The sequence below is a fragment of the Bifidobacterium kimbladii genome (assembly GCF_032193675.1).
Taxonomy (GTDB): domain Bacteria; phylum Actinomycetota; class Actinomycetes; order Actinomycetales; family Bifidobacteriaceae; genus Bombiscardovia; species Bombiscardovia kimbladii.
The window spans coordinates 568,041-592,959 of record NZ_JASTZZ010000001.1; the positions used below are offsets into that span (position 1 = coordinate 568,041).

Genomic DNA, 24,919 nt, shown 5'->3' on the forward strand with positions numbered 1-24,919 from the left:
CGCGGATAGGGCCCAATAAACATGTCAGGCGTCAGGCCCGAGTCACTTCTGAGCCAGCATGGACTGGTTGATAGCCGACAGGAAGTCCCGGTTAGTGGCCGTCTTCTTCAGCCTGGGCACCAGAGTCTGGTAGGCCTGCTCGGTCTCCATGCCGCCCAGGAGGCGACGCAGCCGGTAGACCACAGCCAGCTCCTCGGGCGCGGTGATCAGCTCCTCGCGCCGGGTGCCGGAAGCGTTGATGTCAATAGCTGGGAACATGCGCTTGTCGGCCAGGTCCCTGGTCAGCCTCAGCTCCATGTTGCCGGTGCCCTTGAACTCCTCGAAGATGACCTCGTCCATCTTGGACCCGGTTTCCACCAAGGCCGATGAGATGATGGTCAGGGAGCCGCCGTTCTCGATGTTGCGGGCGGCGCCGAAGAAGCGCTTGGGCGGATAGAGGGCCTGAGCGTCCACACCGCCGGAGAGGATGCGGCCGGAGGCGGGAGCCGAGATGTTGTAGGCGCGGGCCAGACGGGTCATGGAGTCCAGCAGGACCACCACATCCTGCCCCAGCTCCACCAGGCGCTTGGCCCGTTCGATGGCCAGCTCGGCCACGGTGGTGTGATCGCTGGCCGGACGGTCGAAGGTGGAGGAGATGACCTCGCCCTGGACCGTGCGCTCCATGTCGGTGACCTCCTCGGGCCGCTCATCCACCAGGACCACCATCAGATGAACCTCGGGGTTGTTGGCGGTGATGGAGTTGGCGATGGACTGCAGGGTCAGGGTCTTGCCGGCCTTGGGCGGCGAAACGATCAGACCGCGCTGGCCCTTGCCAATGGGGGCGACGATGTCGATCAGACGACCGGTGATGTTCTTGGGCTGGGTCTCCATCCGCATGCGCTCCTGCGGGTAGAGGGGGGTCAGCTTGTTGAAGTGAGGGCGTCCTGCTGCATCCTCCACGCTCATGCCGTTGATGGTGTCGATGGCCTGCAGGGGAACGAATTTCTGGCGCTGATTGCGATGCTCGCCCTCGCGAGGGGGACGGATGGATCCGTGCACGGCATCGCCCTTGCGCAAGCCGTACTTCTTGACCTGACCCATGGAGATGTAAACGTCGTTGGGACCAGGCAGGTAACCGGAGGTGCGCACGAATGCGTAGGAGTCCAGCACATCCACAATGCCTGCCACGGGGACCAGATCCTCGGGCTTGAAGGTCTCCCTGGGCTCATAGTCACGATCCCGGTTGCTGCTGCGGTGGTTGTTGCGATTGCGTCGATCGTTGCGGTCATTGCGGTCATTGCGATCGCCCCGGTTTCGACGATCATAGCCGTTGTGCCGGTAGTCACGCCCCTCCTCGCCGCGATCCTCGTAGCTTCGCCGACGAGGACGGTCATTGCGTGAGGGCAATGCTGCCAGAATGTCGTCCAAATTTCGCACTGAACCGGAGCCGGAGCCTTCGCGCTCCTCGCCATGCTCACGCTCGTTCCGGCCACGGTTGGTATGGGAGCCCCGGGATGAATCCGTGTTGCGGTGACGCCGCCGGGATATGACCACGTTCTCCTCGTCGGCCACGGTATGGGGGAAGCGGTTCCTATGCTCGGTATGACCGCTCTTATGATCGTCAATGCCCAAAACATCGAAGAGGTCTCCGACAGGACGATCATCCTTGGATTCCTTGGTCTCCGTGGACTCCTGTCCGCCTTCCGCGGAGGACTTCGCCTCCTGGTTCGTCGGCTGCTGCTGATCGGCGGCCTGGCCTCCCTTGGCCACGGCGGCCGCAGCCTTGGGCTTGCCCACGGTTACTCCCTCAGGGGCCTTGCCGCCCGAGCGCGCCGCCTCGATCGTCTCGATCAGGACAGGCTTGCGCATGCCGGAAATACCGCGCAACCCCAGCTGCCTGGCAAGTTCCTTGAGTTCGGGCAGCTTCATGGAATGAATATCTTGGCTTGTTGCCACTGTTGTATTGCCTTTCCTTCGCTATGCCTAATTAGGCTAGGCAAATAGCTTGAGAATAGTGCGGGGGTACCGCTCATGAAAATTCGATGCCGACTCGGCTTATCGAACTTCCATAAGCCTACAACGAGTGCCCGACCGGTGCAAGGAACAGCCTGCGTGTCCAACAATTCATGGATAAGCCTCTAGACTGGGCATATGAATGACCGATCATCTCTGCGTGAACAACGGCGGAGCGAATTCGTAACCACCGCCATGCGGGTCTTCGACCGGAAAGGCGCTGCAAACACCTCCCTGCGCGACGTAATCCACGCCATGAACCACGGCAAGGGCGTGGGCATGAGCGTTTTCTATTACTATTTCACATCCAAGGACGACCTGATAGATGCCTGCGTGCGCACCTATCTGGCCTCCTACGTGGACCATGTGGTTGACATTCTGCAGGATTCCGACCTGAGCGTCCAAGAGGCGCTGGACGACATCTGCCCGCATCTGATACGGGCCATCTGGAAGATGGACGTTATCTTCGCGGACAAGGCCAACTGGTACAACTACCTGAGCACCAACAGCAATGTGATGGAGGGCTTCGTCAGGCAGATCATCGACCCTTTGACCAAGGCCCTGGACCGCTGGCTGGATCGGGGCGACCTGCCGCAGACCCAGCTGATCCAAATAGCCAGCACCCGCACTGTGGCCTGGCTGATGGCCGACGGACTCTCGTCCATCGTCAGCAACGGCAGAGGACCCGCCGGCCACCCGCAGATCAGAGAAGTGGTCCGCCAACGTGTCCGCGAGAGCGTAGCCTTCTTCTCGCAGCTTCTCGGCCTGCCCTTGAAGCCCCCAGCCATCGCCCTGTCATAAAATGACCAAGCCCCCGACCCTGCAGTCGGAGGCTTGGAGGAAAACGAAGGCTGAGGTTTGCTTACTTCTCCTCGTGGTAGGACTTCTCGGTGTTGACATTCCAGACGTTGGTCTTGTCGGCGCGTCCCGATTTGATGTTGGCCACGGCTTCCATGGATGTAGCCATGGAGTGATCCTGGTTGTTGTAGTGGTGCTGACCGTTGCGGCCCACGCAGTAGAGGTTGCCGAAGGAATCCAGCCATTTGACCAGCTCTGGCATCTGGGCATAGGTATCGAAGTAGGCCGGATAGGCTTTGACCACCCGCTCCCGGTGCGAGTCCAGCACATCGGCAGGACCGTTGATGATGCCCATCCGGGTCAGCTCCTTGATGGCGAAGTCAGTGGTCTCCTGATCGCTCATGCTCCAGAAGTCGTCGCCCTCCTTGCAGAAGTACTCCAGACCGATCCAGACAGTGCCATCCACATTTTTGACCATGTAGGGGCTCCAGTTGTTGAAGATCTGGATGCGGCCCATCTTGTAGCCAGGGTCCTGCACATAGATCCAGCAGTCGGGGACGATGGGCGGATCGCCCAAGGTCTTGATGGAGGTGGTGTTGCGGATGCGCAGGTGGCGGACCAAAAGGCCAACGGTCACGAAGTCGCGGTAGGGCAGGCCCTGAGCCACCCTGACCATTTCCTTGTCGGTGGAGGGCTCCTCGTGGGCGATGGCCTCGACCAGGTCCTTGATGGGCATGGAGGAGATGATCTGGTCAGCTTGCAGAGTCACTTCCTTGCCATCAGCGTTGCGATAGATCACTCCGGTCATGTGGCCCTCGCTCTGGGTCAGTCCGATCACACGCGCATCGGTGATCACGTGGACCCCGTGCTCGACATTGCGACGCTCCACGGTCTCCCAAAGCTGGCCTGGACCCAGCTTGGGGTACCAGAACTCCTCGATCAGGCTGGTCTCGACCTGATGGGCGTCGCGCTTCTTGGGCAGCAGCTTTTGGAAGGCGTTCTTGAGCACGCCCATGATGCTGAGCCCCTTGACCCGCTGGGCGCCCCAGTCGGCGCTGATCTCACGGGGATGGCGGCCCCAGAGCTTTTCGGTGTAGCCCTCGAAGAACATGGAATAGAGCTTGCGACCGAAGCGGTTGATATAGAAGTTCTCCAGGTTGTCCTCAGGCAGCTTGTGGACGACGGACTTCAGATAGCTGAACCCGGCCTGCATGGTCAGCTTGAAGCCCATGGCCTTGAGTGTGTTGGGCGTCAAGGAGATGGGATAGTCGAAGAAGTGGTGGTTCCAGTAAATCCTGGAGACGCGATGACGCTTGAGCATGACCCGGTCCGTCTTCTCCGGGTCGGGGCCGCCGGGCTCCAGATCATGGTGGCGGCCCAGTTTTTTATCATCATAGGAGGGCGCGCCCTGCAGGGGCAGGACCTCCTTCCACCAGTCCATGATCCGGTCATCCTTGGAGAAGAACCGGTGGCCGCCGATATCCATGCGGTTGCCGTTGTGCCGAACCGTGCGTGAGATGCCGCCAAAGGCGTTAGTGGCCTCCAGCACAGTGACGTCATAGCGCTCGTCACCGCCGTCCTTGACCAGTTCCCATGCCGCTGTCAAGCCGGCGGGCCCTCCGCCGATGACGATCACGGACTGCTTGCGCTCCATGCCAACCTCCTGAAAACCATATAAAATCATCACCACTGTATCCGGATCGTCCCCAGTCAGAAGCTGCTGAAGGACTTCCCTCACGAATTCCCGCCATTGCGTGGAACAAACGTGATGATGCTCGCCCTTGCGCGACGCTTAACCCAACGAATCAGGGATATCGATGTCTGTCTTCTGCACTTCCTCCACATTGACATCCTTGAAGGTGACGATCCGGACGTTCTTGACGAACCGGCTGGACCGGTAGACATCCCAGACCCAGGCATCGGTCAGCCGGACATCGAAGTAGACGTCCTGACCAGCGGATCGGACGTTGAAGTCCACCTTGTTGGCCAGGTAGAATCGCCGCTCGGTCTCGACTACGTAGGTGAACAGCTTGATCACGTCCCGGTACTCGCGGTACAGGGCCAGTTCGGCGTTGGTCTCGTAGTTGTCGAGATCCTCAGCACTCATCGGCTACCTCCATTCGCGCGATCACGGCCATGGCCAAGCGTACGCCACCAGGCGCGTTTGGATCGTTTGGCCTCAGCCGACCCATAGGCCCAATCCGAGGCCGTATGCTCCTCGTCGGACTGCCCGGCAACAGACTCTTCGGAACCGGACTCCTCCCCCGCATCCTCAGCGTCCGTCTGACCAGGGCCCGCCTTCTCATCATTCCTGCCATCGGGTCCCGCATGGCCATCAGCAGATTTTCCTGAATGCAAACCACTCTTCGGGGCCAGACTGATCTGTTCGCTTGATGTCCGCGAATCCTGAGATGCCGAGGTGGACTCTTTAAACTTGGCTTCGCTTATGCCGCCATCCTCATCCGCTGCGTATCCGTGTGCAACAAGGGCTTCGGCCACGCCAGGATTTTCACGGATGACATGCATGCCGAAAGCATTCAGAGAACGAATGGGATCATACTCGTCAACCAAGGCATCCATGACGATCTGATCCTGGTACTTGCCGTTCTCGGCGTCCCAGAGCGCATCACGGGAGGTGCCCGAGATCATGAATCCCAGGGACTGGTAGACGGAGATGGAGCGTGTGTTTTTCTCTGGCACAGCCACCCAGATCCGGTGCAGGCCCAGACCCGTAGGAGCGGCCGCGTACCCGTAGGTCATGATTCTGGGCATGGCGTCGCGGGAGTAGCCGCGCCCGCGGAAGTGCCTGCCCAGGACCACCTGGATCCTGGCTGAGCGCGACCAGCCGTCCACGTCGATCAGGAAGATCATGCCGATGACTCCCTTGGTGGCATCGGCATCGGGCGAGCCATCCTGGTCGGTGTCCGCGTCAGTGACCATGGCCCAGGCCAAGGTGCGGCGGGACTCGGGGTCGCCCACGCCAGAATCACGGGCAGCCAGACCCTTGGACCAGGCCACCGACCTACGCACCCAGGCGTTGACGACGGCTCGTTCGGCGTTCGGTCCCTTACCGGTGATGCCGGTGGAATTGTAGAAGGCCTCCAGCTGATCCATTGCCGTCAGATCGGCGATGACCGCCGGACGCAGGTGCAACATCTCGCCCCGGATATAGGGGATCTCGATTCGGTCGGGCAGCTGTCGGCTCGCCACATCGTCAGGTCTCTCAGCTTGCGTTTGCGGTCGGTCATTGCCCCTGCCGCTCATAGACATCACGTCACCTCCATGATCGCCACCTTGCGATGGCAATCAATTGTAATCCCTCGCCCCTGGGAAAACCATGAGAAGCCGGGCAGGTCCGCCGGTCTGAGCCCGATGGAATCAGGCCGGCGGACCGGGCCTGATCAGGACTTAGCGATGCGCTCCATGACGATCTTGCTGACTGCCTTGGCATCGGCCTGACCTTTGGTAGCCCGCATGACCGCTCCGATAATAGCGCCCATGGGCTTCATATTGCCGCCCTTGAGCTTGGCCACGATGTCCGGGTTGTCCTTGAGGGCCTGATCGACGGCTGCGTCCAAAGCCCCGTCATCCGAAACCACCTGGTAACCGTGCTTCTTGACGACCTCGGCGGGCTTGCCCTCGCCTGCCAACACGCCGGAGACGGTCTGCTTGGCCAGCTTGTCATTGAGCTTGCCGTCAGCAATCAGCTGCTCCACTTCAGCGACATCCTGAGCCGAGATGGGCAGCTCCTGCAGGCTGACCCCGCGGGCGTTGGCTTCGCGGGAAATCTCGCCCAGCCACCACTTGCGGGCTCCGGCAGCCGTGGCGCCGGCCTTGACCGTGTCCTCGATCAGATCCACGGCATCGGCGTTGACCGCATCCTGCATTTGCCGGTCGGTGAAGTCCCACTCCTTCTTGAGACGGGCGCGGCGTTCGCGCGGCATCTCAGGCATCTGGGCCTTGAGCTCCTCGATATGGTCCTTGGTCACATGGACCATGACCAGATCAGGGTCGGGGAAGTAGCGGTAATCGTTGGCATCGGTCTTGACCCGGCCGCCGGCAGTGGTCTGCGTGGACTCATCCCAGTGGCGGGTCTCCTGCAGCACCTCCCCGCCGGACTCCAGCAGGGCGGCCTGACGGCGGATCTCGTAGGTCAGCGTCTTCTCGATGCCCTTGAAGGTGTTGACATTCTTGGTCTCCGACCGGGTTCCCAGAGGGGCGTCCGGCCCGGCGTGCAGGGAAACGTTGACATCAGCGCGCATGTTGCCCTGCTCCATCCGGGCGTGGGAGATGCCCAGGGCCCGGACAATGTCTCTGATGGCCCTCACGTAGGCCCCGGCCACCTCGGGGGTACGTGCCCCGGCGCCCTCGATGGGCTTGGTCACGATCTCGACCAGGGGGACACCGGCACGGTTGTAGTCCACCAGGGAGTGGTCGGCGCCTTCGATGCGGCCGTCTGCCCCGCCTACGTGGGTATTCTTGCCGGCATCGTCCTCCACATGGGCCCGCTCGATGGGCACACGGAAAATGCTGCCGTCGTCCAGCTCCACGTCCAGATAACCCTCGCCATTCAGGGGCTTGTCATACTGGGAGATCTGATAGTCGCGGGGCATGTCCGGGTAGAAGTAGTTCTTCCTGGCGAACTGGCTCCACTCGTTGACCTTGCAGTGCAGAGCCAGGCCCAGCTTGACCGCATAGTCGATGGCGGTCTTGTTGACCACCGGCAGGCTGCCAGGCAGGCCTAGGGAGACCGGGGTCAGCTGGGTGTTGGGCTCGCCGCCGAACTCGATATGAGCCGGGCAGAAGAGCTTGGTGTTGGTGCAGAGCTCGACATGGACCTCCAAGCCGAACACCGGGTCGTACTTGGCCACGGCATCGGCGTACTTCATCAGTTTTTCAGCCATTATGATTCCGTTTCCTTCCGATGCCTACTTGGTCGAATCCTGAGCCAGGCCATCCAGCCAGGGGGTGGACAGCTTCTTGGAGATGGGCCCGCCCCACTGCTCCTCCAGGACCGCCTCAAGAGCGGCGGCAGGCCTGTACATGACCTCGTCGCGCATCTGGGGGGCGAAGAACTGGAAGCCGACAGGCAGCCCGTCGTCGCTGAGCCCGGCAGGAATCGACATGGCCGGAGTGCCAGCCAGGTTGGCCGGGATGGTGGCCACGTCGTTCAGATACATGGCCAACGGGTCGTCCATCTTCTCGCCAAAGCGGAAGGCCGTGGTCGGCGACGTGGGCGAGACCAGGACATCGGCCTGCTCGAAGGCCTTCTCAAAGTCGCGGATGACCAGGGTGCGGACCTTCTGGGCCGAGCCGTACCAAGCGTCATAGTAGCCAGCAGACAGGGCATAGATGCCCAGGATGATCCTGCGCTTGACCTCGTCGCCGAACCCGGCTTCACGGGTGGCAGCCATCATGTTGGCAGCCGTCTGGGGGACGCCCTCGGGGGGCATGACCCGCAGGCCGTAGCGCATGCCGTCGTAACGAGCCAGGTTGGAGGAGACCTCGGAAGGCATAATGATGTAGTAGGCGGCCAGCGCGTAGGGGAAGTGCGGGCAAGAGACCTGGACCACCTCGGCGCCCATGGATTCCAGCAGCGAGACGGCCTCGTTGAAGCGAGCCTCGACGCCGGGCTGATAGCCCTCGCCGCCCAGCTCCTTGACCAGACCCACCTTGAGGCCTTTCAGATCGCGCTTCTGGCCCTGACGAGCAGCCTGTGCCAGAGGGGGAACCGGCTTGGGAATGGAGGTGGAGTCTCGGCGGTCATAGCCGCCGATGACCTCCTGCAGCAGGGCCGCGTCCAGCACTGATCTCGAGACCGGACCGATCTGATCCAGGGAGGAGGCCATGGCGATGGCCCCGAACCTGGAGACGCCGCCATAGGTGGGTTTGACACCTACGGTGCCGGTCAGGGATCCGGGCTGGCGGATGGACCCGCCGGTGTCGGTGCCCAGGGCCAGCGGAGCCTCAAAGGCGCCGACAGCCGAGGCCGAGCCGCCGCCTGAACCACCCGGGACCCGCTCGGTGTCCCAGGGATTGTGTGTGGTCTTGAAGGCCGAGTGCTCAGTGGAGGAACCCTGGGCGAACTCATCCAGGTTGGTCTTGCCCAGAATGGGCATCCCCGCGGCCTTGAGCTTCTTGATAACGGTGGCATCGTAAGGCGGCACCCATCCCTCAAGGATCCTGGAGGCGGCCGTGGTGGGGATGCCCTCGGTGACGATCATGTCCTTGATGGCAATGGGAACGCCAGCCAGCTCCGGCAACCCCTCGGCGCCTTCACGAGCCAGATGCTGGTCGAAGGCATCGGCCTGCTCCAGGGCCCGATCGGCGCTGACCTGCAGAAATGCATCAATGCTGGGCTCGGCGGCCTCGATCACATCCAGATGAGCCTGGACCAGTTCACGGCTTGAGACCTGCCCCGACCGCAGCTGTGCGGCCATGTCGGATGCGGATTGCTTGACCAATTCTTCCTGTGCGCTCATCGTCTCACTCCTCACCCAGAATGCGCGGGGCCACAAACATGCCCGACTCGGTGACCGGGGCCCCCGAAAGGGCAGCCTCCTGGGTCAGCGGCTCTTCAGCCTCATCGGGGCGCAGGTAGGCTTCCAGAGGAATGGGATTGGCAGTGGGGGGCACATCATCGCCGGCCACCTCCTGGACCTTGGTGATGGAATCGGCGATCACATTGAGCTCGCCCTTGAGGCGGTCGGCCTCCTGATCGGTCAAGGCGATTCGGGCCAGATCGCCCAAGTGCTTGATCTCTTCACGTGTAAAAGTTGGCATACCACTTATCATATGGGTGCTCTATGACACGCAGAAGACAGGGTCAAACGATGTCTGCGCGCCGGAAGACCAGGGTTCCCAGAGCACAGCACAGGGCTGTCCAGACCGTCAGAATCAGGCCCGCCTGCCACCAGGTCGGCCACCAGCCGATGCCTGCTTCTGGCGCCCAGCCCAGACCTGAGAGGAAGGTGCCCAACAGACTGGCAGGGGTCAGCCTGAAGAGGGTCTGCAGCCAGCCGGCATGAGGGATTAAACCCCTCAGAAGGCACAGAATCAGCGGCAGGATCACAGTCAGCCCCAAGAACAAGCCGATCCCGCCGGCCTTGGATCGACTCAAGGCCCCCAGACCCAGGCCCATCAAGGCAAAGAGGACCAGCATGAGCGGGCCGCCCAGCAGATCAATCAGCGCAAACCCAGGCTTGCAGGCGGGCAAGGCGCCGGATTTGCCTGGCAGAAGCAGGGTTGCCAGGATCCAGCCAAACAGCAGGCCCACCTGTGCCGCCAGCCAAGTCAGCAATGCCAAGGCAAGACCCTTGGCCATCAGGACCATGCCTCGACGAGGGTTGGCCGTCAGCGTGCTCTCAATGGTGTCGCCAGAAAACTCGCGCGTAAGGACCAGAACCCCCAGAATGCCCGCCATGATCATGGCCGGAAACAGGCCGGAAGCAACGGCCAGCCAGAAAACGTCACTGGAAGCAGGCAAAAGATGGGCTGGGAAGTCATCGATCTGCCGATCCAGGCCAGCCAAGACCCTGGTCGCACGAGCCATCAGGCCGGTGCTCAACGGCTGCAGCAACGTGATGATCAGCAGCAGGACCCAAGTCGATCGCAGGGAGAACATCTTGCGCAGCTCCCCTCGGACCGCCCCGGAAAGGGTCAACTGACCGGATGGACGACGCGAATCCAGGAAGGGCAGCCCCGAGGTTCGACGCAGCCGAGTGAAGTCGGAACCATGCCGTGGAGTTGCGTAATCAGTTCCTGCGGGTACCTCTCGCCGGCTCCGACGGGCTCGGCGACCGTTGTCGGCACTCATGGACGTGCCTCCGGATCACTCTGCCGCGCATCCTTTCTGCCGTGGATGACGCCCTTGTAGGCCTGCTCCAGGGAAACCTCCTCCTGCTGAAACTCGTAGAGCACCACACCCTCCTGGGCCAGAATCGAGGCTGTGGAAGCCAGAGGCGCACCCTGGATGCGGAAGCGGGCGGCATCCGGAGGACAGTTCTTGTCTGGGGGCAGACGGGTGATGCTGATTCCGGCAGCCGTGGCCAGGGCGGCCTTTAATCGGTCAGGCTGCGGCGTCACCGCATAAATGGAGTCACAGGAGTGCTCGCCGATGAATCGGGCCACGGTCGTTCTCTCTAAGATCCGTCCCTTGGCGATGATGACCAGATCGTCAGCGATTTGAGCCACCTCGTCAATCTTACGGGAGCTTAGGAGGACTGCCTTGCCCTGTGAGGCGAGGCTGCGGCAGATGTCTCTCACCCGGTCGGCTCCCTCCGGATCCAGACCGTCAAGGGGATCATCCAGAACCAGGTTGTGCGGCTCACCCAGCAGGGCAGCGGCCAGGGCCAGCCGCTGACTCATCCCCAGAGAAAGGGATCCCGTCGGCCTGTCAGCGACCGATTGCAGACCGACCATCTCAAGCACCTGGTCCACCCGACGATGATCAATGCCATTGACCGCAGCCAAGGCCAGCAGGTGATCTCTGGCCTTGCAGGCAGGATGGGCGTTGCGTGGATTCAGTACCGCTCCCGCTGTCCGCATGGGCGATGAAAGCCGGACGAAGGGCTGGCCATCGAACAGGGCCTTGCCTGCATCAGGGCGAACCAGCCCCAGAGCAATGCGCAGGGTGGTCGACTTGCCAGCGCCTTTGGGCCCCACAAGCCCAGTCACCCGACCGTCCCTGGCCGTGAAAGAGACACGGTTCAGTGCCTTGTGGGAGCCGTAGCGCTTAGTCAGCGAGTCGACGACAATCATGAACCCGCCACCCCGGCATGCTGACAGATCCATGAGTGCATGGCTACGGCAGCCGCAGCCCCGGCGTTGATGGAGCGCACCGATCCGAACTGGGAGATGTAAACCACATCGTCCGCCAGCTCCAAGGCCTTCTCGGACAGCCCCGGCCCCTCGGCGCCGAACATGAGCAGGCAACGACGAGGAAAGCGGTATGTTTCCATGGGGACGGCCCCGGGGACATTGTCGATGGCGATCATACGGGGCATGGGCTCCCCCTGCCCGGCTGTCTCTTCTCGCAGGGTGGTCGCCATGGTTGCTACGTCGGGGTCGTGGACCACGTGCTGGTAGAGCTCGGTCATCAGCGAGCCCTTGCGGTTCCATTTGTGCGGACCGACTATATGGACGCGGCGGGCGGCGAAGGCATTTGCGGTTCGGACCATGGAGCCGATATTGAAGTCATGGGTCCAGTTCTCCACAGCTACTTCGAAATCATGACGGCCCCGGCGATCCAAGTCGTCCCGGATGGCCTCTACCTTCCAGTAGCGGTATCTGTCCAGGACATTGCGGCGATCCCCTTGATCCAGCAGTTCGCAGTCATAGCGCGGGTCCGTCGGCAGGGGCTGCTCAGGATGCTCTTCCTGCCAGGGGCCGACCCCCACCTGGCGGAAGATCGGCTCATCTGAGGCCATGGCCGCTCGGGTCACTGGATCAGGCTCCCTCATGATCGCTCCGGGGAATCGTCGGCCGCGCCGACGAACTGATCCTCCTGGTAGGCGCAAATGAAAGGCAGCCGTTGCCGGGATCCGTCCACCGGATCGACCACCTGAATGCTGCCATCGGTCCGGCCACCCACCAGAGATGCGATGGCCAATGTCTTTGCACCCTGACGCTGGATGATCCCGCAGTCAAGATTGAGCTCGTTGTTCTTGTCCAGGGTGACCAGGGATGAAGTCTGCACGTAGGATTTCCGGCCCAGCCAGGCATCCAGCAGGATGACCCGCCTGCCCTCTATGGATGGGCCCTTGATGGAGGGGTAGACGAAGTCCATGACGAAAGCGTCCAGATCCTGACCGCGTGAGGCTGCGGCATGGAGCATGGCATCAGCCAGCGGCACGGCAGCGGCGGTCAGGGCTCCGACCGCATCGAAATCATCGACTGAATAGCCCGCATCTTCCAAAGTATCCAAAAGAACATGCCCGGCCAGTTCAGCCCCCCGGTGGTGGAAGGTGACCCCGCTGAGCTCGGTGAAGGGACGCCCGCCGATCTCCTGGGCCAGGAGTTCGCGCAGCTGATCGACCGGCTCAGGCAGGTCCGTTCCAGATTCGCGCCCAATCAGATCCGGCGACCCGGTGGGCCTGAAGGATGAGCCCTCTTGTCTCTTCGTTGCCTCGTTCATGCTTATCACACTAGCGCCGGAGGCCCCTAAGCGGCACTCACTGCCCTTGGTCGGAAAGAACCTCCGGGGCAGTCAGCTCCCTGATGTTGCCCTTGTCCGAATCGATCATGTCGACCGAATCGATGACCTTGGCAGGATCCATCTGCTGCAGCTTGCGGGCAGTGACCAGAACCCGCGACTCCAAGGAGGAGGCGAACTTGTTGTAGGCGGTCACCGTGGCAGTGATGGAGCGCCCCAATTTGTTGGCACGATCGCCCAGAACCACAAAGCGGTCATAGAGCTCGTGGGTGAGCGTGAAGAGGGTGCGGGCGTCCTCGGACAGGTTCTGCTGCTGCCAGGCGTAGGCCACCGACTTGAGCACAGCCCAGAGGGTCACCGGCGATGTCAGGGCCACCTTTTGGGCAAAGGCGTCGTCCATCAGCGTGGGATCCACCTCCAGGGCGGCCTGCAGAAGGGAATCGTTGGGGATGAAGGCCACCACGAAGTCCGGGGCCGTTTCAAAGGCGTTCCAGTACTCCTTGTCAGCCAGGGTCTTGACGTGCTCTCGCAGGGCCCGGGCATGCGCCTTGAGCAGTTCGTCCCGGCGGCGCAGCTCGTCATCCGAAGCGGTGTCGGGGATCTCGCAGGCCCGCTGGTAGTCGGAATAGGGGGCCTTGGCATCAATGGGAATGGTCTTGCCGCCGGGCAGGTGAACCACCATGTCGGGACGCAGAACACGTCCATCCGAGGCGGTGACCACCACCTGGGTGTCAAAGTCCACATGCTCCAAGAGCCCTGCAGACTCGACGATATTCCTGAGCTGAGCCTCGCCCCAAGCGCCGCGCACCTTGTTGTTGCGCAGGGCCGAAGCCAGGGAGCTGGTCTCCTTGTCCAGCCTCCCCTGCTGCTCGCCCAGACTCTTCAGCTGCTGTCCCAGGGAGCCCATCTCCTGCTTGCGGCCCTCCTCGATCTGGGCCACCTTGTGCTGGAGGGCGTCCAGGTTCTTCTGCACGGGAGCCAGAGCCGAGAGCACCTTGCTCTGCTCCTCCAGATTCTGAGCCTGCCTGCGCCGTTTCTCCTCCTCCTGCGCCTGGGCACGGCGGCGCTCCTGCTCGATTCTGATCTGCTCGGCCTGCTGGGCCTGGGCCAGCTGGGATTTGACGAAGGAAAGCTCTCGGTTCAGGCCATCCACCTTGGTCCGCGCCTCCACCAAGGCCGCCTCGGATCCATGGAGCCGGTCCTGGGCCTGATCCAGCTGCGAGCGCAGCTCATCCACCTGGCTATCAGACCCCATGCCGACGGCCCTGCGGCCCTGGGTGCGACCCAGCGCATACCCGGCCAACCCTCCCAGGATCATACCGATCAGCAGGAGAAGCACCACCATGACCACTGATGACGTAGAATCGAACATATGTTCTAGTAAACCCCCAAGGCTGGACCCCAGGGCCCCTCGGCCCGGCAGGCTGCCGACGGTAGTTCGAAAATTCGTTTTTTCCGCAAGGAATCGGCCTTGAAACCAGTGCCAGGCCCCGATGACGGGCAGAATAGAGAATATCAAGGGGTTGGAGCAAGACCGAAGGAGATCCGTGGGTATCGATATCTTCCTGGCGATAGCCGATCTGGTCGTGGCCTGTGCGGTCACCTGGCTGATCATCTGGTACTTCCTTATGCCGTCAGCCCATGCCAGTGACCAGGATGCGGGCGCGGGCTCCCCGGCCAACCCTCCCTGGCGCGATCCCGAGGATTGGGGCAGGTGGGGGGCCGATCTGGACTCGCGCAGCCACCGTTTGCTCAGACCGACCATCGTCAGCGCCCTGCTGACCGCGCCCGTCCTGGTTCTGGATCTGTTCGATCGTTTCGGCCCCGATTTGGTGCCCTCTTGGCTGACCAGCCCCTGGGTGCAGGCTATTCTGATAACCCCAGTCATCTTCTACTGCGGCCGTGGAATACTCATGGACGGGTGGAAGGCCATGACCGAGCACCGCTGCAGCCCCGACCTCCTGGCCATGCTGGCCACAAGCCTGGCCTACCTGTACAGCCTGGTCACCTGCCTGGCCGGATCCCAGCTGCCGGAAGGCTCCCGATCCCCCTACTTCGATCTGATCGGCGTGGTCATCACCCTCCTCTTGCTGGCTCGGGTCATCGGCACCAGAATGGAAGCCTCCCTGGTGGCCTCCTTGAACCACCTGACGGAGATCCGGCCAGCCTCAGGCCTGGTGGCCGATCCCGAGCATCCGCAGACAGTCCCCGCCCAGATCCTTGCACGCGACCGGATCCGCCCAGGCGATCTGCTCCTGGTACGCACAGGTGAGCGGCCAGCTGCTGACGGAGTTGTGGAATCAGGGTCGGCCCTGGTGGACGACAGCGAGCTGACAGGCGGCGACAGACCCCGGCCATGCGGACCCGGCGACCGGATCCTGGCTTCCAGCAAGATTCTAGAGGGCCGACTGTCCATCCGCGTTGATGCCGTCGGCGACAACACCTACGCAGCCAGGCTCGCAAAGATCATTCCCCAGGCCCTGGTCGAGCGATCCCCCGACATGCGCAGGATGGATCGGATCGTCCACACAGCCATCGCCATGATCATGATCCTGGCTGTCTGGGCCTTCATGCTCTGGCTCATGCTGGGTCCGCAGCCCCACCTGGCCCACGCTGTAGGCAATGCCGTCTGCGTACTGACCATCGCCTGCCCTGCCGTCGCAGCCATGACCATCCCCATGGCCTTCCGAACCAGCCTGGAGACGGGCCTGGCCCACGGACTGCTCTTCACCTCGCCACGAGCCATGAACCGTCTGGGCCGGGTGCGGACCCTGATCCTGGACGACTCCTCTCTGCTGGATCCCGATGACTCGGAGGGCCAAGGAGTGCATACGGAATCCCTGACCCGAACCGCCACCCACCTACGCGCCCTGCGGGTAAGCAGCCTGATCCTGGACGGGAGCCGCCAGCCGGACGACAGGATCGAGCGTGCAGCCCGTCAGGCGGGCGTGGATATGTTGATCACCCAGTTGACCCCCGAGCGCAAACGCGAGTGCATGGATAGGCTCAACCACGACCTGACCCGGACCAGCAGGGGGGTTCCGGCGGATCGGACTGGTCAAAACGCCACCTCCACCCGGGAACGGGGCCGAACAAGCCTAGTGGCTTTGGCAGCTGCTACAACCGCTGATCATGAGCTGACAGACAAGGCCCGAGTAAGCATCGCTCTGGGTCCCCAACTTCAAGCAGATGCGGAGGGTACAGACCCGATGCAACCGGATCTCATCCTGCACCAGGACGACCTGGACGGAACCGGCAGGGCCATAGAACTGAGCCGGGCCACGACCCAGGTCATCAGGCAGAACCTGATCTGGTCCACTGTCTACAACATCATCGCCCTGGTCGTTGCCACCGGAATTTGCCAGCCTTTCCTTGGCTGGATGCTCAACCCCATGATCGCGGCAGCAGCAGGGGCCCTGTCCACCATTCTGGCCATGCTCAACATTCGTCGTCTACACCGGCTGCGGCACCTGCGCCGTCGCTGGCTACACCTCGCCCTGATCGACACGGACCTACTTCCGACAGTCGCGGCACGACGCCCCCAGGTCATCGTCGACAGCCAGTGGGAGTCCATGCAAGAGGGCAAGGATCCGGCGGCCGCTCTGCACTGAATCCATAGGGCACAGTCTGTAATACAGAGAGGGTCGGCACCCGGAAGTATCCCCGTGTGCCGACCCTCATTGGTCTCAGTGAGACTGGGCCTGATCCTGATCGTCGCCACGAGCGGCATGACGGCCACGGCCACCATCACGTCCGCCATCGCCGGCATCAGCATCGGCATCGCCATCAGCTGTCACATCGTCGACCGTGACCGAGTCATCGACCAGATTCTCGGTGGGCCAGGCAGTCAGCTCCAAGTGGTCGCCACCGGTCTGGTCCACCAGAACCGTGTCGCCGTCGTGGACCTTGCCGGCCAGCAGCATCCTGGCCAGCTGATCGCCAACCTCGGTTTGCACCAGCCGACGCAGGGGACGAGCGCCGAAGGCCGGGTCATAGCCCATGTTGGCCAGCCACTCCCGGGCGGAGTCGGTGACATCCAGGGTGATGCGCCGATCAGTCAGCCGCTGGGCCACCTGCTTGACCTGAATGTCCACGATGGAACCCAGCTCGTCGCGGGTCAGCGGGTGGAAGATGACCAGGTCGTCCAGCCGGTTGATGAACTCGGGCTTGAAGTTGGCGTGTACGGCATCCATGACGGCCTCGCGCTTGCCCTCCTCGTCCAGGTCGTCCCGGACCAGGAACTGCGAGCCCAGGTTTGAGGTCATGATCAGGATGGTGTTCTTGAAGTCCACCGTCCTGCCTTGGCCATCGGTCAGCCTGCCGTCGTCCAGAACCTGCAGGAGCAGGTCGAAGACCTCGGGGTTGGCCTTCTCCACCTCGTCGAAGAGGACCACCGAGTAGGGACGCCTGCGCACGGCCTCGGTCAGCTGACCACCCTCCTCGTAGCCTACGTAGCCGGGAGCAGCACCGATCAGACGAGAGACCGAGGCCTTCTCCATGTACTCTGACATGTCGATGCGGACCATGGCCTTCTCGTCGTCGAAGAGGAAGTCGGCCAGAGCCTTGGCCAGCTCCGTCTTGCCCACGCCGGTGGGGCCTAGGAACATGAAGGATCCGGTGGGCCTGTCAGGGTCGGCGATGCCGGCACGCGAGCGCCGGACCGCGTCGGATACCGCATGGATGGCCTCCTGCTGGCCGACCACCCGCTTGCCCAGGTAGTCCTCCATATGCAGGAGTTTCTCGTTCTCGCCCTCCATGAGCCGTCCTACGGGAATCCCAGTCCAGTCAGAGACGATCTCAGCCACGGAATCCGCATCAACATGGTCGGGAACCATGGGCTCCTGGGCTGGGCCCCCGGCGATGTCAGCTCCGTCGGGACCAGCATCATTGGCGGCGTTCTTGGCCTGCTCGGCCGCGTTCTCCGCCTGGGCCAGCTGCTTGCGAATGCCGGGGATCTCTCCGTAGAGGATGCGGGAAGCCTTCTCCAGGTCGCCCTCACGGGTGGCCTTGTCAGCTTCGACCCTCTTGGCATCCAGCTGGGCGCGCAGGTCGCCGACCTTGTTATGGCCAGCCTTCTCATTCTCCCAACGGGCCTTGAGACCCCCCAGCTTCTCACGGGAGTCCGCCAGCTCGGCCTGCAGCTTGCTCAGGCGGTCCTTGGAGGCAGGGTCATCGGCCTTCTTCAGCTGCATCTCCTCCATCTCCAGACGGGTGACGCGGCGTTGAAGCTCGTCAATCTCCTCAGGCTGGGAGTCCAGCTCCATCCTCAGGTGGGCAGCGGCCTCGTCAACCAGATCGATGGCCTTATCGGGCAGCTGACGACCAGAGATGTACCGGTTGGACAGCGTAGCTGCCGCGACCAGGGCATCATCCCCGATGGTCACCTTGTGGTGGGCCTCGTAACGCTGCTTGAGGCCACGCAGGATGGCCACGGTGTCCTCCACGGAGGGCTCGCCCACGAAGACCTGCTGGAAGCGGCGCTCCAGAGCCGGGTCCTTCTCGATGTTCTCACGGTACTCGTCCAGGGTGGTGGCGCCGATCAGGCGCAGTTCACCCCTGGCCAGCATGGGCTTGAGCATGTTGCCTGCGTCCATGGATCCTTCGGCCGCACCAGCTCCGACGATGGTGTGGATCTCGTCGATGAAGGTGATGACCTGACCGTTGGCGCTCTTGATCTCATTGAGGACGGCCTTGAGGCGCTCCTCAAATTCGCCGCGGTACTTGCTGCCAGCCACCATGGAGCTCAGATCCAGGGAGATCAGCCTCTTGCCCTGCAGGGTGGTGGGTACGTCGCCGGCCACGATACGTTCGGCCAGCCCCTCGACCACAGCGGTCTTGCCCACACCGGGCTCGCCGATGAGGACCGGGTTGTTCTTGGTCCGCCGGGACAGGATCTGCATGACACGACGAATCTCCTGGTCCCTGCCGATGACCGGGTCCAGCTTGCCCTCCTTGGCCTGGGCAGTCAGATCGGTGGAGTACTTCTCCAGGGCCTTGTAGGTGCCCTCGGCATCCGGGCTGGTCACCTTGGCGCCGCCGCGCACCTGGGGCACGGCCTTGCGCAGGGTATCGGCCTGCAGACCATTCCGGTTCAGAATATCGGCGGCCTGCGAGGGACCCTGAGCGATGGCAATGAGCAGATGCTCGGTAGAGACATACTCGTCCCCCATGGCCTGCATTTCCTTCTCGGCCTGGGCCAGGGCCATGCTGAGCTGACGGCTGGCATCGGGCTGGGAGGCCGTGGATCCGCTGGCCGACGGCAGAGCCACCAGGGCCTGACGGACCTCGGCTCCGACTCGTTGGCTGTCGCCACCGGCCGCCTGGATCAGTCCAGGCACCACCCCGGACTGCTGACGCAGCAGCGAATCCAACAGATGGAGCACATCCACCTGGGGGTTGCCGGCCGCCGAAGCCGACTGGATAGCATCGCCGATGGCCTGCTGAGCCATGGTGGTGAAGTTTTCGTTCATAGAGCATCCTCCAACATTCTTCGGCGGGGCCAGCCGAATCACTCGACCAGACCCCGTCACGGGTTCATCTGTCTTCTACAACAGCAGAAGGAGGACACCTATTCCCAAACTTGAGCCCATTCGACTCAAGTTTTTACCTTGCTTGTTGCTCCCCTTATTCGCTACTCGTCGATGACCACATTGCGCAGGTAACCGATCCCTTCCACCTGGACCGTGGCCTCGTCCCGGTTTTTCAACGAACCTGTGGCGTTAGGGGTACCGGTCATGATGACATCGCCGGGCAGCAGGGTGGCGAAGCTGGAGATGAAGGCGATCTGCTCAGGAATGGAGTGGATCAGGTTTGCGGTGGTGCCGCTGGCCTCGGGCACCTCTTCCCCGTTGAGCTTGAAGGAGATCTTCGCATCCTGATAGTCCAGGTCGGTCTCGATCCAAGGCCCAAGGGGGCAGGCGGTGTCAAAGCCCTTGCAGCGGGTCCACATAGGATCATTCTTCTGCAGGTCGCGCAGGGTCACATCGTTAACGCATGTGTAGCCCAGCACATAGTCCATGGCCTCATTGACGCTCACCTTCCGTGCCATCCTGCCCATGACGACGGCCACCTCGGGCTCGTAATTCATGTCCTTGCTGTAGGAGGGCTTGACGATGGGGTCGTCAGGGCCAATGACCGAGGTGGAGGGCTTCATGAAGAGCATGAGCTTCTCCGGTGGTTCCGGGTTCGAGGACTGGCCATGCTCGGCCATGTAGGCGGCGTGGGCGCGGTAGTTCTTGGCTGCCCCGTAAATCTTGGAGGGGATGACCGGAGCCAGCAGCCGCACATCCTCGTCGTCCAATGGGTAACGCTGGCCGGTGGGTTCGACCTGCTGGCCGGTCAGGGGGTAGCCGCTCAGCTCGACCAGGTAGTCCTTGCCGTCCTGCTTGTCAGTTTGGACGAAGGCGTATCGTGGGGTGTCCTTGTAAGAAAAACGCGCGATTCTCATAGGGCACAGTCTAGCCCCAGGCCGGGCCTCTTGACAGGTTCGGGTCCTGGAACAGAGAGCTGCCGGTCAGATAAAAGCCCGAGGGCCGAAGATGGCTGTGCCTACACGGACCTCGGTCGACCCCTCGGCCACCGCATACTCCATGTCTCCGGTCATGCCCATGGACAGCATGGTGCAGGTGTCCGTGCCCGGCTCCCCCGAATCCCTGATGCGGTCTCGCAGGCCGCGGAGATGGGCGAATCCGCTCCTGATGACGGCCTCATCATCCACATGGGCGCCGACGGTCATCAGACCCTTGAGCCTAATCCCCTCCATACTGGCCAGCTCATAGGCCAGATCCAGGGCCTGGTCGGGAGCGCAGCCCGACTTGGCTTGCTCGCCGGACTCGTTGACCTCCAGGAGGATGCCCACAGTTCTGCCCGCCGCCAGTGCCCGCGTGGCCAGCTTTCGAGCCAGCGAGGGCCCGTCGACCGACTCGACCGTGTCGACATATGGCAGGATCTTATTGATCTTGTTGGATTGGAGCTGCCCAATGAGGCGGAAACCCACGCTGGCGCTTGATGAATCCCTGTCTGCAGCGTCGGTGCCAAGGACCAGTCCCCTGTCCCGACAGAGCTCCAGCAAACCCCGGGCCTTGGCGGTGACCTCCTGAGGACGGTTCTCGCCGATCCGACGCACCCCGGCATCAATGGCTGCCATGATCTCGCCCACATCGCGGGTCTTGGTGGCCGCCAGCAGAGTCACCGAGCCTTCTTTTCGGCCGGCGGAGTCCTCCGCTTTGGCGATCCTGTCAGCCACACGCTTGACCCCATCCGTGATCTGACCCGCTCGTTCCCGGCTGATCTGCCGATTGCCCAGATCCTTGTGGTCCATATAGGCGACCATGACCCGCTACCTCCTTAAAAATCCGGAAGCCTTGACTGAGGCCATGGTAGCCAGTGGCTCATACCGGCAAGCTCACAAGCCCGGGAGAAAGCTGATGCCAGAAACGAGCAAGGAAATTCAAAATCGAAGAGCTCACAGATCCGGCCTTACGTCAGAAACGTTCAGTTTGCTCAGGTCAAGATGCCGGTCCTTGCGGTCAGCGGCCAGCGTGTTCCACGTGAAACCATCCAGCAGTTCCCGCGCACTTGCAGGTCTGGGACAGTCCAAGATTCCCAGGAGCCAGCCGCAGATCCCCAGCACCTGCTTGGCCGTCCATCCGTCTCTCCTAAGCAACCCCAGGTCCGGCGATCCGAAGCGTTTGGACATTCTCCTGCCGTCCACGCCATCGATCAGCGGCAGATGCGCATACTGAACACGAGGTGCCTGCGGCTGAAGGTGATTCCGGATCCACATCTGAATGGCCGTGGACCTTAGGAGGTCCCGTCCTCGAACGATCTGATTGACGCCCATGGCCAGGTCATCCACCGTCACCGCCAACTGATAGGAAACCAAGCCGTCCGAACGTCTGACGACCACATCGCCGACCTGCCTGGGCAAGTTGAAGGACTGCGGGCCAAAGATCAGATCGTCGAAGCAACAGATGGCATCCGACTCGTCGGGCTGATCAGGGACTGCGATTCGGAGGCTGTGCCGCTGCCCTTGAGCCAGCCTTTCACTGACCACCTGGGGGGAAAGTCCTCGGCAGGTACCCGGATAGACAATGAACCCGTCGCCTTCATTCGGCGCCGATGCTGCGCGGATGTCGACACGGGAGCAAAAACAGGGATAAATCAGAGGTTGTCCGCCAATTAGTCGCTGCGATTCCAGCTGCTGAAGTGCCTGGCTGTAGGCATCGGCGCGCTGGGACTGGTAGACCACCTCGCCGTCCCAGTCCAATCCCAGCCAGGCCAGGTCATCCATGATCCAACGATCAGCGTCCTTGACCACCCGCGGCGCATCTATGTCTTCGATGCGAAGCCGCAGAACCCCGCCAGATCCTTGCGACCTGACACCCAGCCAGGCCGCCAGACATGCATAGATATTGCCAAGGTGCATTCGCCCAGTCGGCGAAGGTGCCAACCTTCCTACGACCTTGGCTTGGTCGCCCTGATCCACTCTCGGTTCTCCCTTGTGCATACCGACATGCTTGCATACCATCCGGTCATCGGGAAACCATCAGGCAACCAAACTACTACTTGCTCCTGAATGGTCGCACAAGGCAAATGCTCAGAAGCTGTCGAGCAGGCGATCGATTTCCTCGAAGTGCTTGACCTTAGGACGCCAGACCGGCTTGCCACGAACGATGACCAGCTTGGGGTCAGCCAGTGTCCGCACATTCTTGGCAGGGTCCTCGTCAAGGACGATCAGATCCGCATCCTTGCCCGTATCGACCGAGCCAGTGACATTGTCGAAGCCCAGGTTTCGGGCATTGACCTGGGTGGCGACGTGGAAGGCCTGCGCCGGAGTGAAGTCAGCGTACCGCACAAGATAGTCGAGTTCCCGCCAAGTGCCGTACTGGGGCACGAAGGTCATGCCGGTGTCGGTGCCAACGCCGACGGCAATGCCGTTCTCATGAGCCTGCTTGGCGCTCTTGACCATGCCGTCGACGACCAGCTCGGAGTTGCCGCGTACTATGTCGCTGATTCCCAGCTCCTGCTGGCTGATCTTGACCAGCGGCAGTCCGGCGGACAGTGTGGGGTCCAGGGCCGAGAAACCACGAAGCGAGCGCGGATTGTCAAGGAAGAGCCCAATCATCTCGTCATCCAGAGCACTGCCGTGTTCTATGGTATCCACGCCTGCCTTGAGAGCGGCCTTGACCCCCTCGGGGCTTTGAGCGTGTGCTGCGACGAGCACGCCAAACTCATGGGCTTCATCGCAGACGGCGGCCATTTCCTCCTCGGTCATCTGCGGGCTGCCGGCCTCGCCAAGCTTGGTGGCATCGGTGACGCCACCGGTCGCAGCCACCTTGATGGCATTGACGCCATGATCCAGGTTCTCCCGGGTCCGACGCCTGGCTTCTTCGGGAGAGGAGCAGGACAGGGCGATAAAGGGATCACCGTGCCCTCCTGGAATCGCCAGGAGCGGACCGGCAGCCAACATGCGCGGGCCAGTCAGCTCGTCGGCATCAATCTTGTCACGCAGACGAACCGCCTCATAGCCCACATCACCCAGGGTACGGATGGTCGTCACTCCAGAATTCAGCAGAGTGGAAACGTTGCCTTTGATCCTGGCATCCATAAGGACTTTGCCGGCAGGGCTGTGCACCACTTTCAAAGCAGCGTCGACCACGCGCGGCGACAGGTCCGTACCGCCAGACAGGGGCTTGCCGTCGGCAAAAAGATGGGTATGGGCATTGATGAGTCCAGGCGCCACAAACTTGCCCGTGGCGTTGATCCGGTGATATCCGGAAGGCACGTAGGCCAGCGGGGTCGGGCAGACCTGCTCTATCCGGCCGTCCGCGGACACCAGAACAGACATATCCTTCTGGACCGTGCCTTGCTCATCTCCGGTCGCGATACTGGCATGCTCGAGCACAAACGGCTCGCGCTCTTTCCTGCCTTGAAGACGCCCCATGGTCGCACCTGCCTTCCCATCTCCGATACACTCATTGCGAGGAATCGGGCATATATGATCAATCATATCCATGGCAGGACGAACCATTCAAGCACGACAAACACGACACACAGACAGGAACCGGACCGAAATTTTCGTGCACCGACATGAAAGGCCATCCAAGGGCGGACAAACATGCATGGTCATTGCCGGATGCCGTTGCCGGCCTCCCGGAACAGACAACATCACCTGGAGATTACCTGGAGTCCGGCACGCTGTTGATGACGAACTCTATTTCGGAATATGCAGGCGGTTGGAGAGCCACGCCGAATGCCACCACCGAGCCGAATCCGTCGAAGACGGTGGAGTCCATAGCCAGCACGGGCCGACCCTTGTCCACATGAAAGTACCCGGCAATCCGCGAATCGACATTCTCGATGCGGACCACGACCTCATTCCTGGCGAGCCTGACGTCGTATCGTCCTTCGATGAAATCATAGAGGGATCCGTCGGAGAAATCATGCTCGAGTATCTCCGGAAACTGTGCATCCGGCAGGTAGGTGCAGACATATTGCTGTAGGTTGCCATTGACATAGCGCAGCCGCTCCAGCTCGATCAGGTCCGCTTCAGCCTCCAGACCCAGCTTTGATGCAATATCGGCTTTCTTGACAATCCTGTTGCCCAGCACTCGGGTCTTGACCGTTCTGCCCAGGTCATGCTGCTGACGCCAGAAGCCTCTGATGCGGCCGTTGATCACCTCGCGTGAGGAAGCGGGCGACTTCAGCTTGAAGGTCCCCTTGCCCTGGCTACGAACGATCAGCCCCTCACGGATCAGATCTTCTATGGCATGGCGAACCGTGATCCGACTGACCTTGTACCGTACGCAGAGTTCGGACTCAGTAGGCAGCTGCGCCCCATCCTTCATACGTTTGATGCTTCCGCGCAAATGATTCCGTACGGATACATACTTGGGAATTCCATCTACCATTGCAGAACCGACCCCCCACCCGACTTCATCGCATTCATGAATTGCAATCCTGCCACCGTGCCAA

At 62.0% G+C, this 24,919-nt stretch carries 20 protein-coding genes; 2 read left to right on the top strand and 18 right to left on the bottom strand.

Annotated features, from left to right (window positions below; all coding sequences use genetic code 11):
- Positions 1 to 42: 42 nt before the first annotated feature.
- Complete coding sequence (rho, locus tag QRX41_RS02410; protein ID WP_449495100.1) at positions 43 to 1,908, bottom strand: transcription termination factor Rho; 1,866 nt, start codon at positions 1,906 to 1,908, stop codon at positions 43 to 45.
- A 222-nt stretch (positions 1,909 to 2,130) separates the two neighbouring features.
- Between rho and QRX41_RS02415 the strand changes: the two genes are divergently transcribed.
- Positions 2,131 to 2,793: a TetR/AcrR family transcriptional regulator gene (locus QRX41_RS02415; protein WP_313838455.1), complete on the top strand. Its 663-nt coding sequence runs from the start codon at positions 2,131 to 2,133 to the stop codon at positions 2,791 to 2,793.
- Between the two features lie 61 nt (positions 2,794 to 2,854).
- On the opposite strand, the gene QRX41_RS02420 is transcribed toward QRX41_RS02415, so the two are convergent.
- The 11 genes from QRX41_RS02420 to rmuC form a co-directional block, all read right to left on the bottom strand.
- Entirely contained in the window at positions 2,855 to 4,444 is a 1,590-nt protein-coding gene (locus QRX41_RS02420; protein ID WP_313838457.1) for an NAD(P)/FAD-dependent oxidoreductase, read from the bottom strand.
- Positions 4,445 to 4,582: 138 nt separating this feature from the next.
- A complete protein-coding gene (locus QRX41_RS02425; RefSeq protein WP_015022511.1) occupies positions 4,583 to 4,897 on the bottom strand; it encodes a DUF2469 domain-containing protein in 315 nt (104 codons plus the stop codon).
- Positions 4,894 to 5,946, bottom strand: a complete 1,053-nt coding sequence (locus tag QRX41_RS02430; protein WP_253269556.1) for a GNAT family N-acetyltransferase — start codon at positions 5,944 to 5,946, stop codon at positions 4,894 to 4,896. Before QRX41_RS02430 ends, QRX41_RS02425 begins: the two co-directional genes overlap by 4 nt.
- Positions 5,947 to 6,191: 245 nt before the next feature.
- Entirely contained in the window at positions 6,192 to 7,694 is a 1,503-nt protein-coding gene (gene gatB / locus QRX41_RS02435; protein ID WP_024626926.1) for an Asp-tRNA(Asn)/Glu-tRNA(Gln) amidotransferase subunit GatB, read from the bottom strand.
- 24 nt (positions 7,695 to 7,718) lie between these two features.
- Positions 7,719 to 9,272, bottom strand: coding sequence for an Asp-tRNA(Asn)/Glu-tRNA(Gln) amidotransferase subunit GatA (gene gatA / locus QRX41_RS02440; protein ID WP_313838460.1), 1,554 nt, complete (start codon positions 9,270 to 9,272; stop codon positions 7,719 to 7,721).
- Between the two features lie 4 nt (positions 9,273 to 9,276).
- A complete protein-coding gene (gene gatC, locus QRX41_RS02445) occupies positions 9,277 to 9,573 on the bottom strand; it encodes an Asp-tRNA(Asn)/Glu-tRNA(Gln) amidotransferase subunit GatC (RefSeq protein WP_015022515.1) in 297 nt (98 codons plus the stop codon).
- Positions 9,574 to 9,616: 43 nt separating this feature from the next.
- Positions 9,617 to 10,606: an ABC transporter permease subunit gene (locus tag QRX41_RS02450; protein ID WP_313838462.1), complete on the bottom strand. Its 990-nt coding sequence runs from the start codon at positions 10,604 to 10,606 to the stop codon at positions 9,617 to 9,619.
- On the bottom strand, positions 10,603 to 11,550 hold the full coding sequence (locus QRX41_RS02455) for an ATP-binding cassette domain-containing protein (RefSeq protein ID WP_313838464.1): 948 nt from the start codon (positions 11,548 to 11,550) through the stop codon (positions 10,603 to 10,605). Before QRX41_RS02455 ends, QRX41_RS02450 begins: the two co-directional genes overlap by 4 nt.
- Positions 11,547 to 12,251, bottom strand: coding sequence for a TrmH family RNA methyltransferase (locus tag QRX41_RS02460; protein ID WP_313838466.1), 705 nt, complete (start codon positions 12,249 to 12,251; stop codon positions 11,547 to 11,549). The genes QRX41_RS02455 and QRX41_RS02460 overlap by 4 nt, the downstream gene beginning before the upstream one ends.
- Positions 12,248 to 12,925 (bottom strand): type I phosphoribosyltransferase, encoded by a 678-nt coding sequence (locus tag QRX41_RS02465; RefSeq protein ID WP_045924914.1) that lies wholly within the window; start codon positions 12,923 to 12,925, stop codon positions 12,248 to 12,250. The genes QRX41_RS02460 and QRX41_RS02465 overlap by 4 nt, the downstream gene beginning before the upstream one ends.
- Positions 12,926 to 12,962: 37 nt before the next feature.
- Positions 12,963 to 14,315: a DNA recombination protein RmuC gene (gene rmuC / locus QRX41_RS02470; protein ID WP_313838468.1), complete on the bottom strand. Its 1,353-nt coding sequence runs from the start codon at positions 14,313 to 14,315 to the stop codon at positions 12,963 to 12,965.
- A 175-nt stretch (positions 14,316 to 14,490) separates the two neighbouring features.
- Here rmuC and QRX41_RS02475 point away from each other — a divergent pair, with 175 nt between their 5' ends.
- Complete coding sequence (locus QRX41_RS02475; RefSeq protein ID WP_313838470.1) at positions 14,491 to 16,554, top strand: P-type ATPase; 2,064 nt, start codon at positions 14,491 to 14,493, stop codon at positions 16,552 to 16,554.
- 75 nt (positions 16,555 to 16,629) lie between these two features.
- Here QRX41_RS02475 and clpB read toward each other — a convergent pair whose 3' ends face one another.
- The 6 genes from clpB to QRX41_RS02505 all read right to left on the bottom strand — a co-directional run bounded on the left by clpB (position 16,630) and on the right by QRX41_RS02505 (position 24,855).
- A complete protein-coding gene (gene clpB, locus QRX41_RS02480; protein WP_313838472.1) occupies positions 16,630 to 19,413 on the bottom strand; it encodes an ATP-dependent chaperone ClpB in 2,784 nt (927 codons plus the stop codon).
- A 161-nt stretch (positions 19,414 to 19,574) separates the two neighbouring features.
- The gene (locus tag QRX41_RS02485) at positions 19,575 to 20,390 is read right to left on the bottom strand and encodes a fumarylacetoacetate hydrolase family protein (protein ID WP_045924918.1); all 816 of its coding nucleotides are present in this window, start codon (positions 20,388 to 20,390) and stop codon (positions 19,575 to 19,577) included.
- A 66-nt stretch (positions 20,391 to 20,456) separates the two neighbouring features.
- Positions 20,457 to 21,275, bottom strand: a complete 819-nt coding sequence (locus tag QRX41_RS02490; protein WP_313838474.1) for a YggS family pyridoxal phosphate-dependent enzyme — start codon at positions 21,273 to 21,275, stop codon at positions 20,457 to 20,459.
- A gap of 132 nt (positions 21,276 to 21,407) precedes the next feature.
- Positions 21,408 to 22,451 (bottom strand): tRNA glutamyl-Q(34) synthetase GluQRS, encoded by a 1,044-nt coding sequence (gluQRS, locus tag QRX41_RS02495; RefSeq protein WP_313838476.1) that lies wholly within the window; start codon positions 22,449 to 22,451, stop codon positions 21,408 to 21,410.
- 90 nt (positions 22,452 to 22,541) lie between these two features.
- Positions 22,542 to 23,888, bottom strand: coding sequence for a metal-dependent hydrolase family protein (locus QRX41_RS02500; RefSeq protein ID WP_313838478.1), 1,347 nt, complete (start codon positions 23,886 to 23,888; stop codon positions 22,542 to 22,544).
- Positions 23,889 to 24,123: 235 nt separating this feature from the next.
- A complete protein-coding gene (locus QRX41_RS02505; protein ID WP_396176778.1) occupies positions 24,124 to 24,855 on the bottom strand; it encodes a GntR family transcriptional regulator in 732 nt (243 codons plus the stop codon).
- Between the last annotated feature and the right edge of the window lie 64 nt (positions 24,856 to 24,919).

Bases quoted from the DNA above. Each gene is read 5' to 3' on its own strand.
- rho (WP_449495100.1), bottom strand. From the start codon at position 1,908: ATGAAGCTGCCCGAACTCAAGGAACTTGCCAGGCAGCTGGGGTTGCGC.
- QRX41_RS02415 (WP_313838455.1), top strand. From the start codon at position 2,131: ATGAATGACCGATCATCTCTGCGTGAACAACGGCGGAGCGAATTCGTA.
- QRX41_RS02420 (WP_313838457.1), bottom strand. From the start codon at position 4,444: ATGGAGCGCAAGCAGTCCGTGATCGTCATCGGCGGAGGGCCCGCCGGC.
- QRX41_RS02425 (WP_015022511.1), bottom strand. From the start codon at position 4,897: ATGAGTGCTGAGGATCTCGACAACTACGAGACCAACGCCGAACTGGCC.
- QRX41_RS02430 (WP_253269556.1), bottom strand. From the start codon at position 5,946: ATGTTGCACCTGCGTCCGGCGGTCATCGCCGATCTGACGGCAATGGAT.
- gatB (WP_024626926.1), bottom strand. From the start codon at position 7,694: ATGGCTGAAAAACTGATGAAGTACGCCGATGCCGTGGCCAAGTACGAC.
- gatA (WP_313838460.1), bottom strand. From the start codon at position 9,272: ATGAGCGCACAGGAAGAATTGGTCAAGCAATCCGCATCCGACATGGCC.
- gatC (WP_015022515.1), bottom strand. From the start codon at position 9,573: ATGCCAACTTTTACACGTGAAGAGATCAAGCACTTGGGCGATCTGGCC.
- QRX41_RS02450 (WP_313838462.1), bottom strand. From the start codon at position 10,606: ATGAGTGCCGACAACGGTCGCCGAGCCCGTCGGAGCCGGCGAGAGGTA.
- QRX41_RS02455 (WP_313838464.1), bottom strand. From the start codon at position 11,550: ATGATTGTCGTCGACTCGCTGACTAAGCGCTACGGCTCCCACAAGGCA.
- QRX41_RS02460 (WP_313838466.1), bottom strand. From the start codon at position 12,251: ATGAGGGAGCCTGATCCAGTGACCCGAGCGGCCATGGCCTCAGATGAG.
- QRX41_RS02465 (WP_045924914.1), bottom strand. From the start codon at position 12,925: ATGAACGAGGCAACGAAGAGACAAGAGGGCTCATCCTTCAGGCCCACC.
- rmuC (WP_313838468.1), bottom strand. From the start codon at position 14,315: ATGTTCGATTCTACGTCATCAGTGGTCATGGTGGTGCTTCTCCTGCTG.
- clpB (WP_313838472.1), bottom strand. From the start codon at position 19,413: ATGAACGAAAACTTCACCACCATGGCTCAGCAGGCCATCGGCGATGCT.
- QRX41_RS02485 (WP_045924918.1), bottom strand. From the start codon at position 20,390: ATGAGAATCGCGCGTTTTTCTTACAAGGACACCCCACGATACGCCTTC.
- QRX41_RS02490 (WP_313838474.1), bottom strand. From the start codon at position 21,275: ATGGTCGCCTATATGGACCACAAGGATCTGGGCAATCGGCAGATCAGC.
- gluQRS (WP_313838476.1), bottom strand. From the start codon at position 22,451: ATGCACAAGGGAGAACCGAGAGTGGATCAGGGCGACCAAGCCAAGGTC.
- QRX41_RS02500 (WP_313838478.1), bottom strand. From the start codon at position 23,888: ATGGGGCGTCTTCAAGGCAGGAAAGAGCGCGAGCCGTTTGTGCTCGAG.
- QRX41_RS02505 (WP_396176778.1), bottom strand. From the start codon at position 24,855: ATGGTAGATGGAATTCCCAAGTATGTATCCGTACGGAATCATTTGCGC.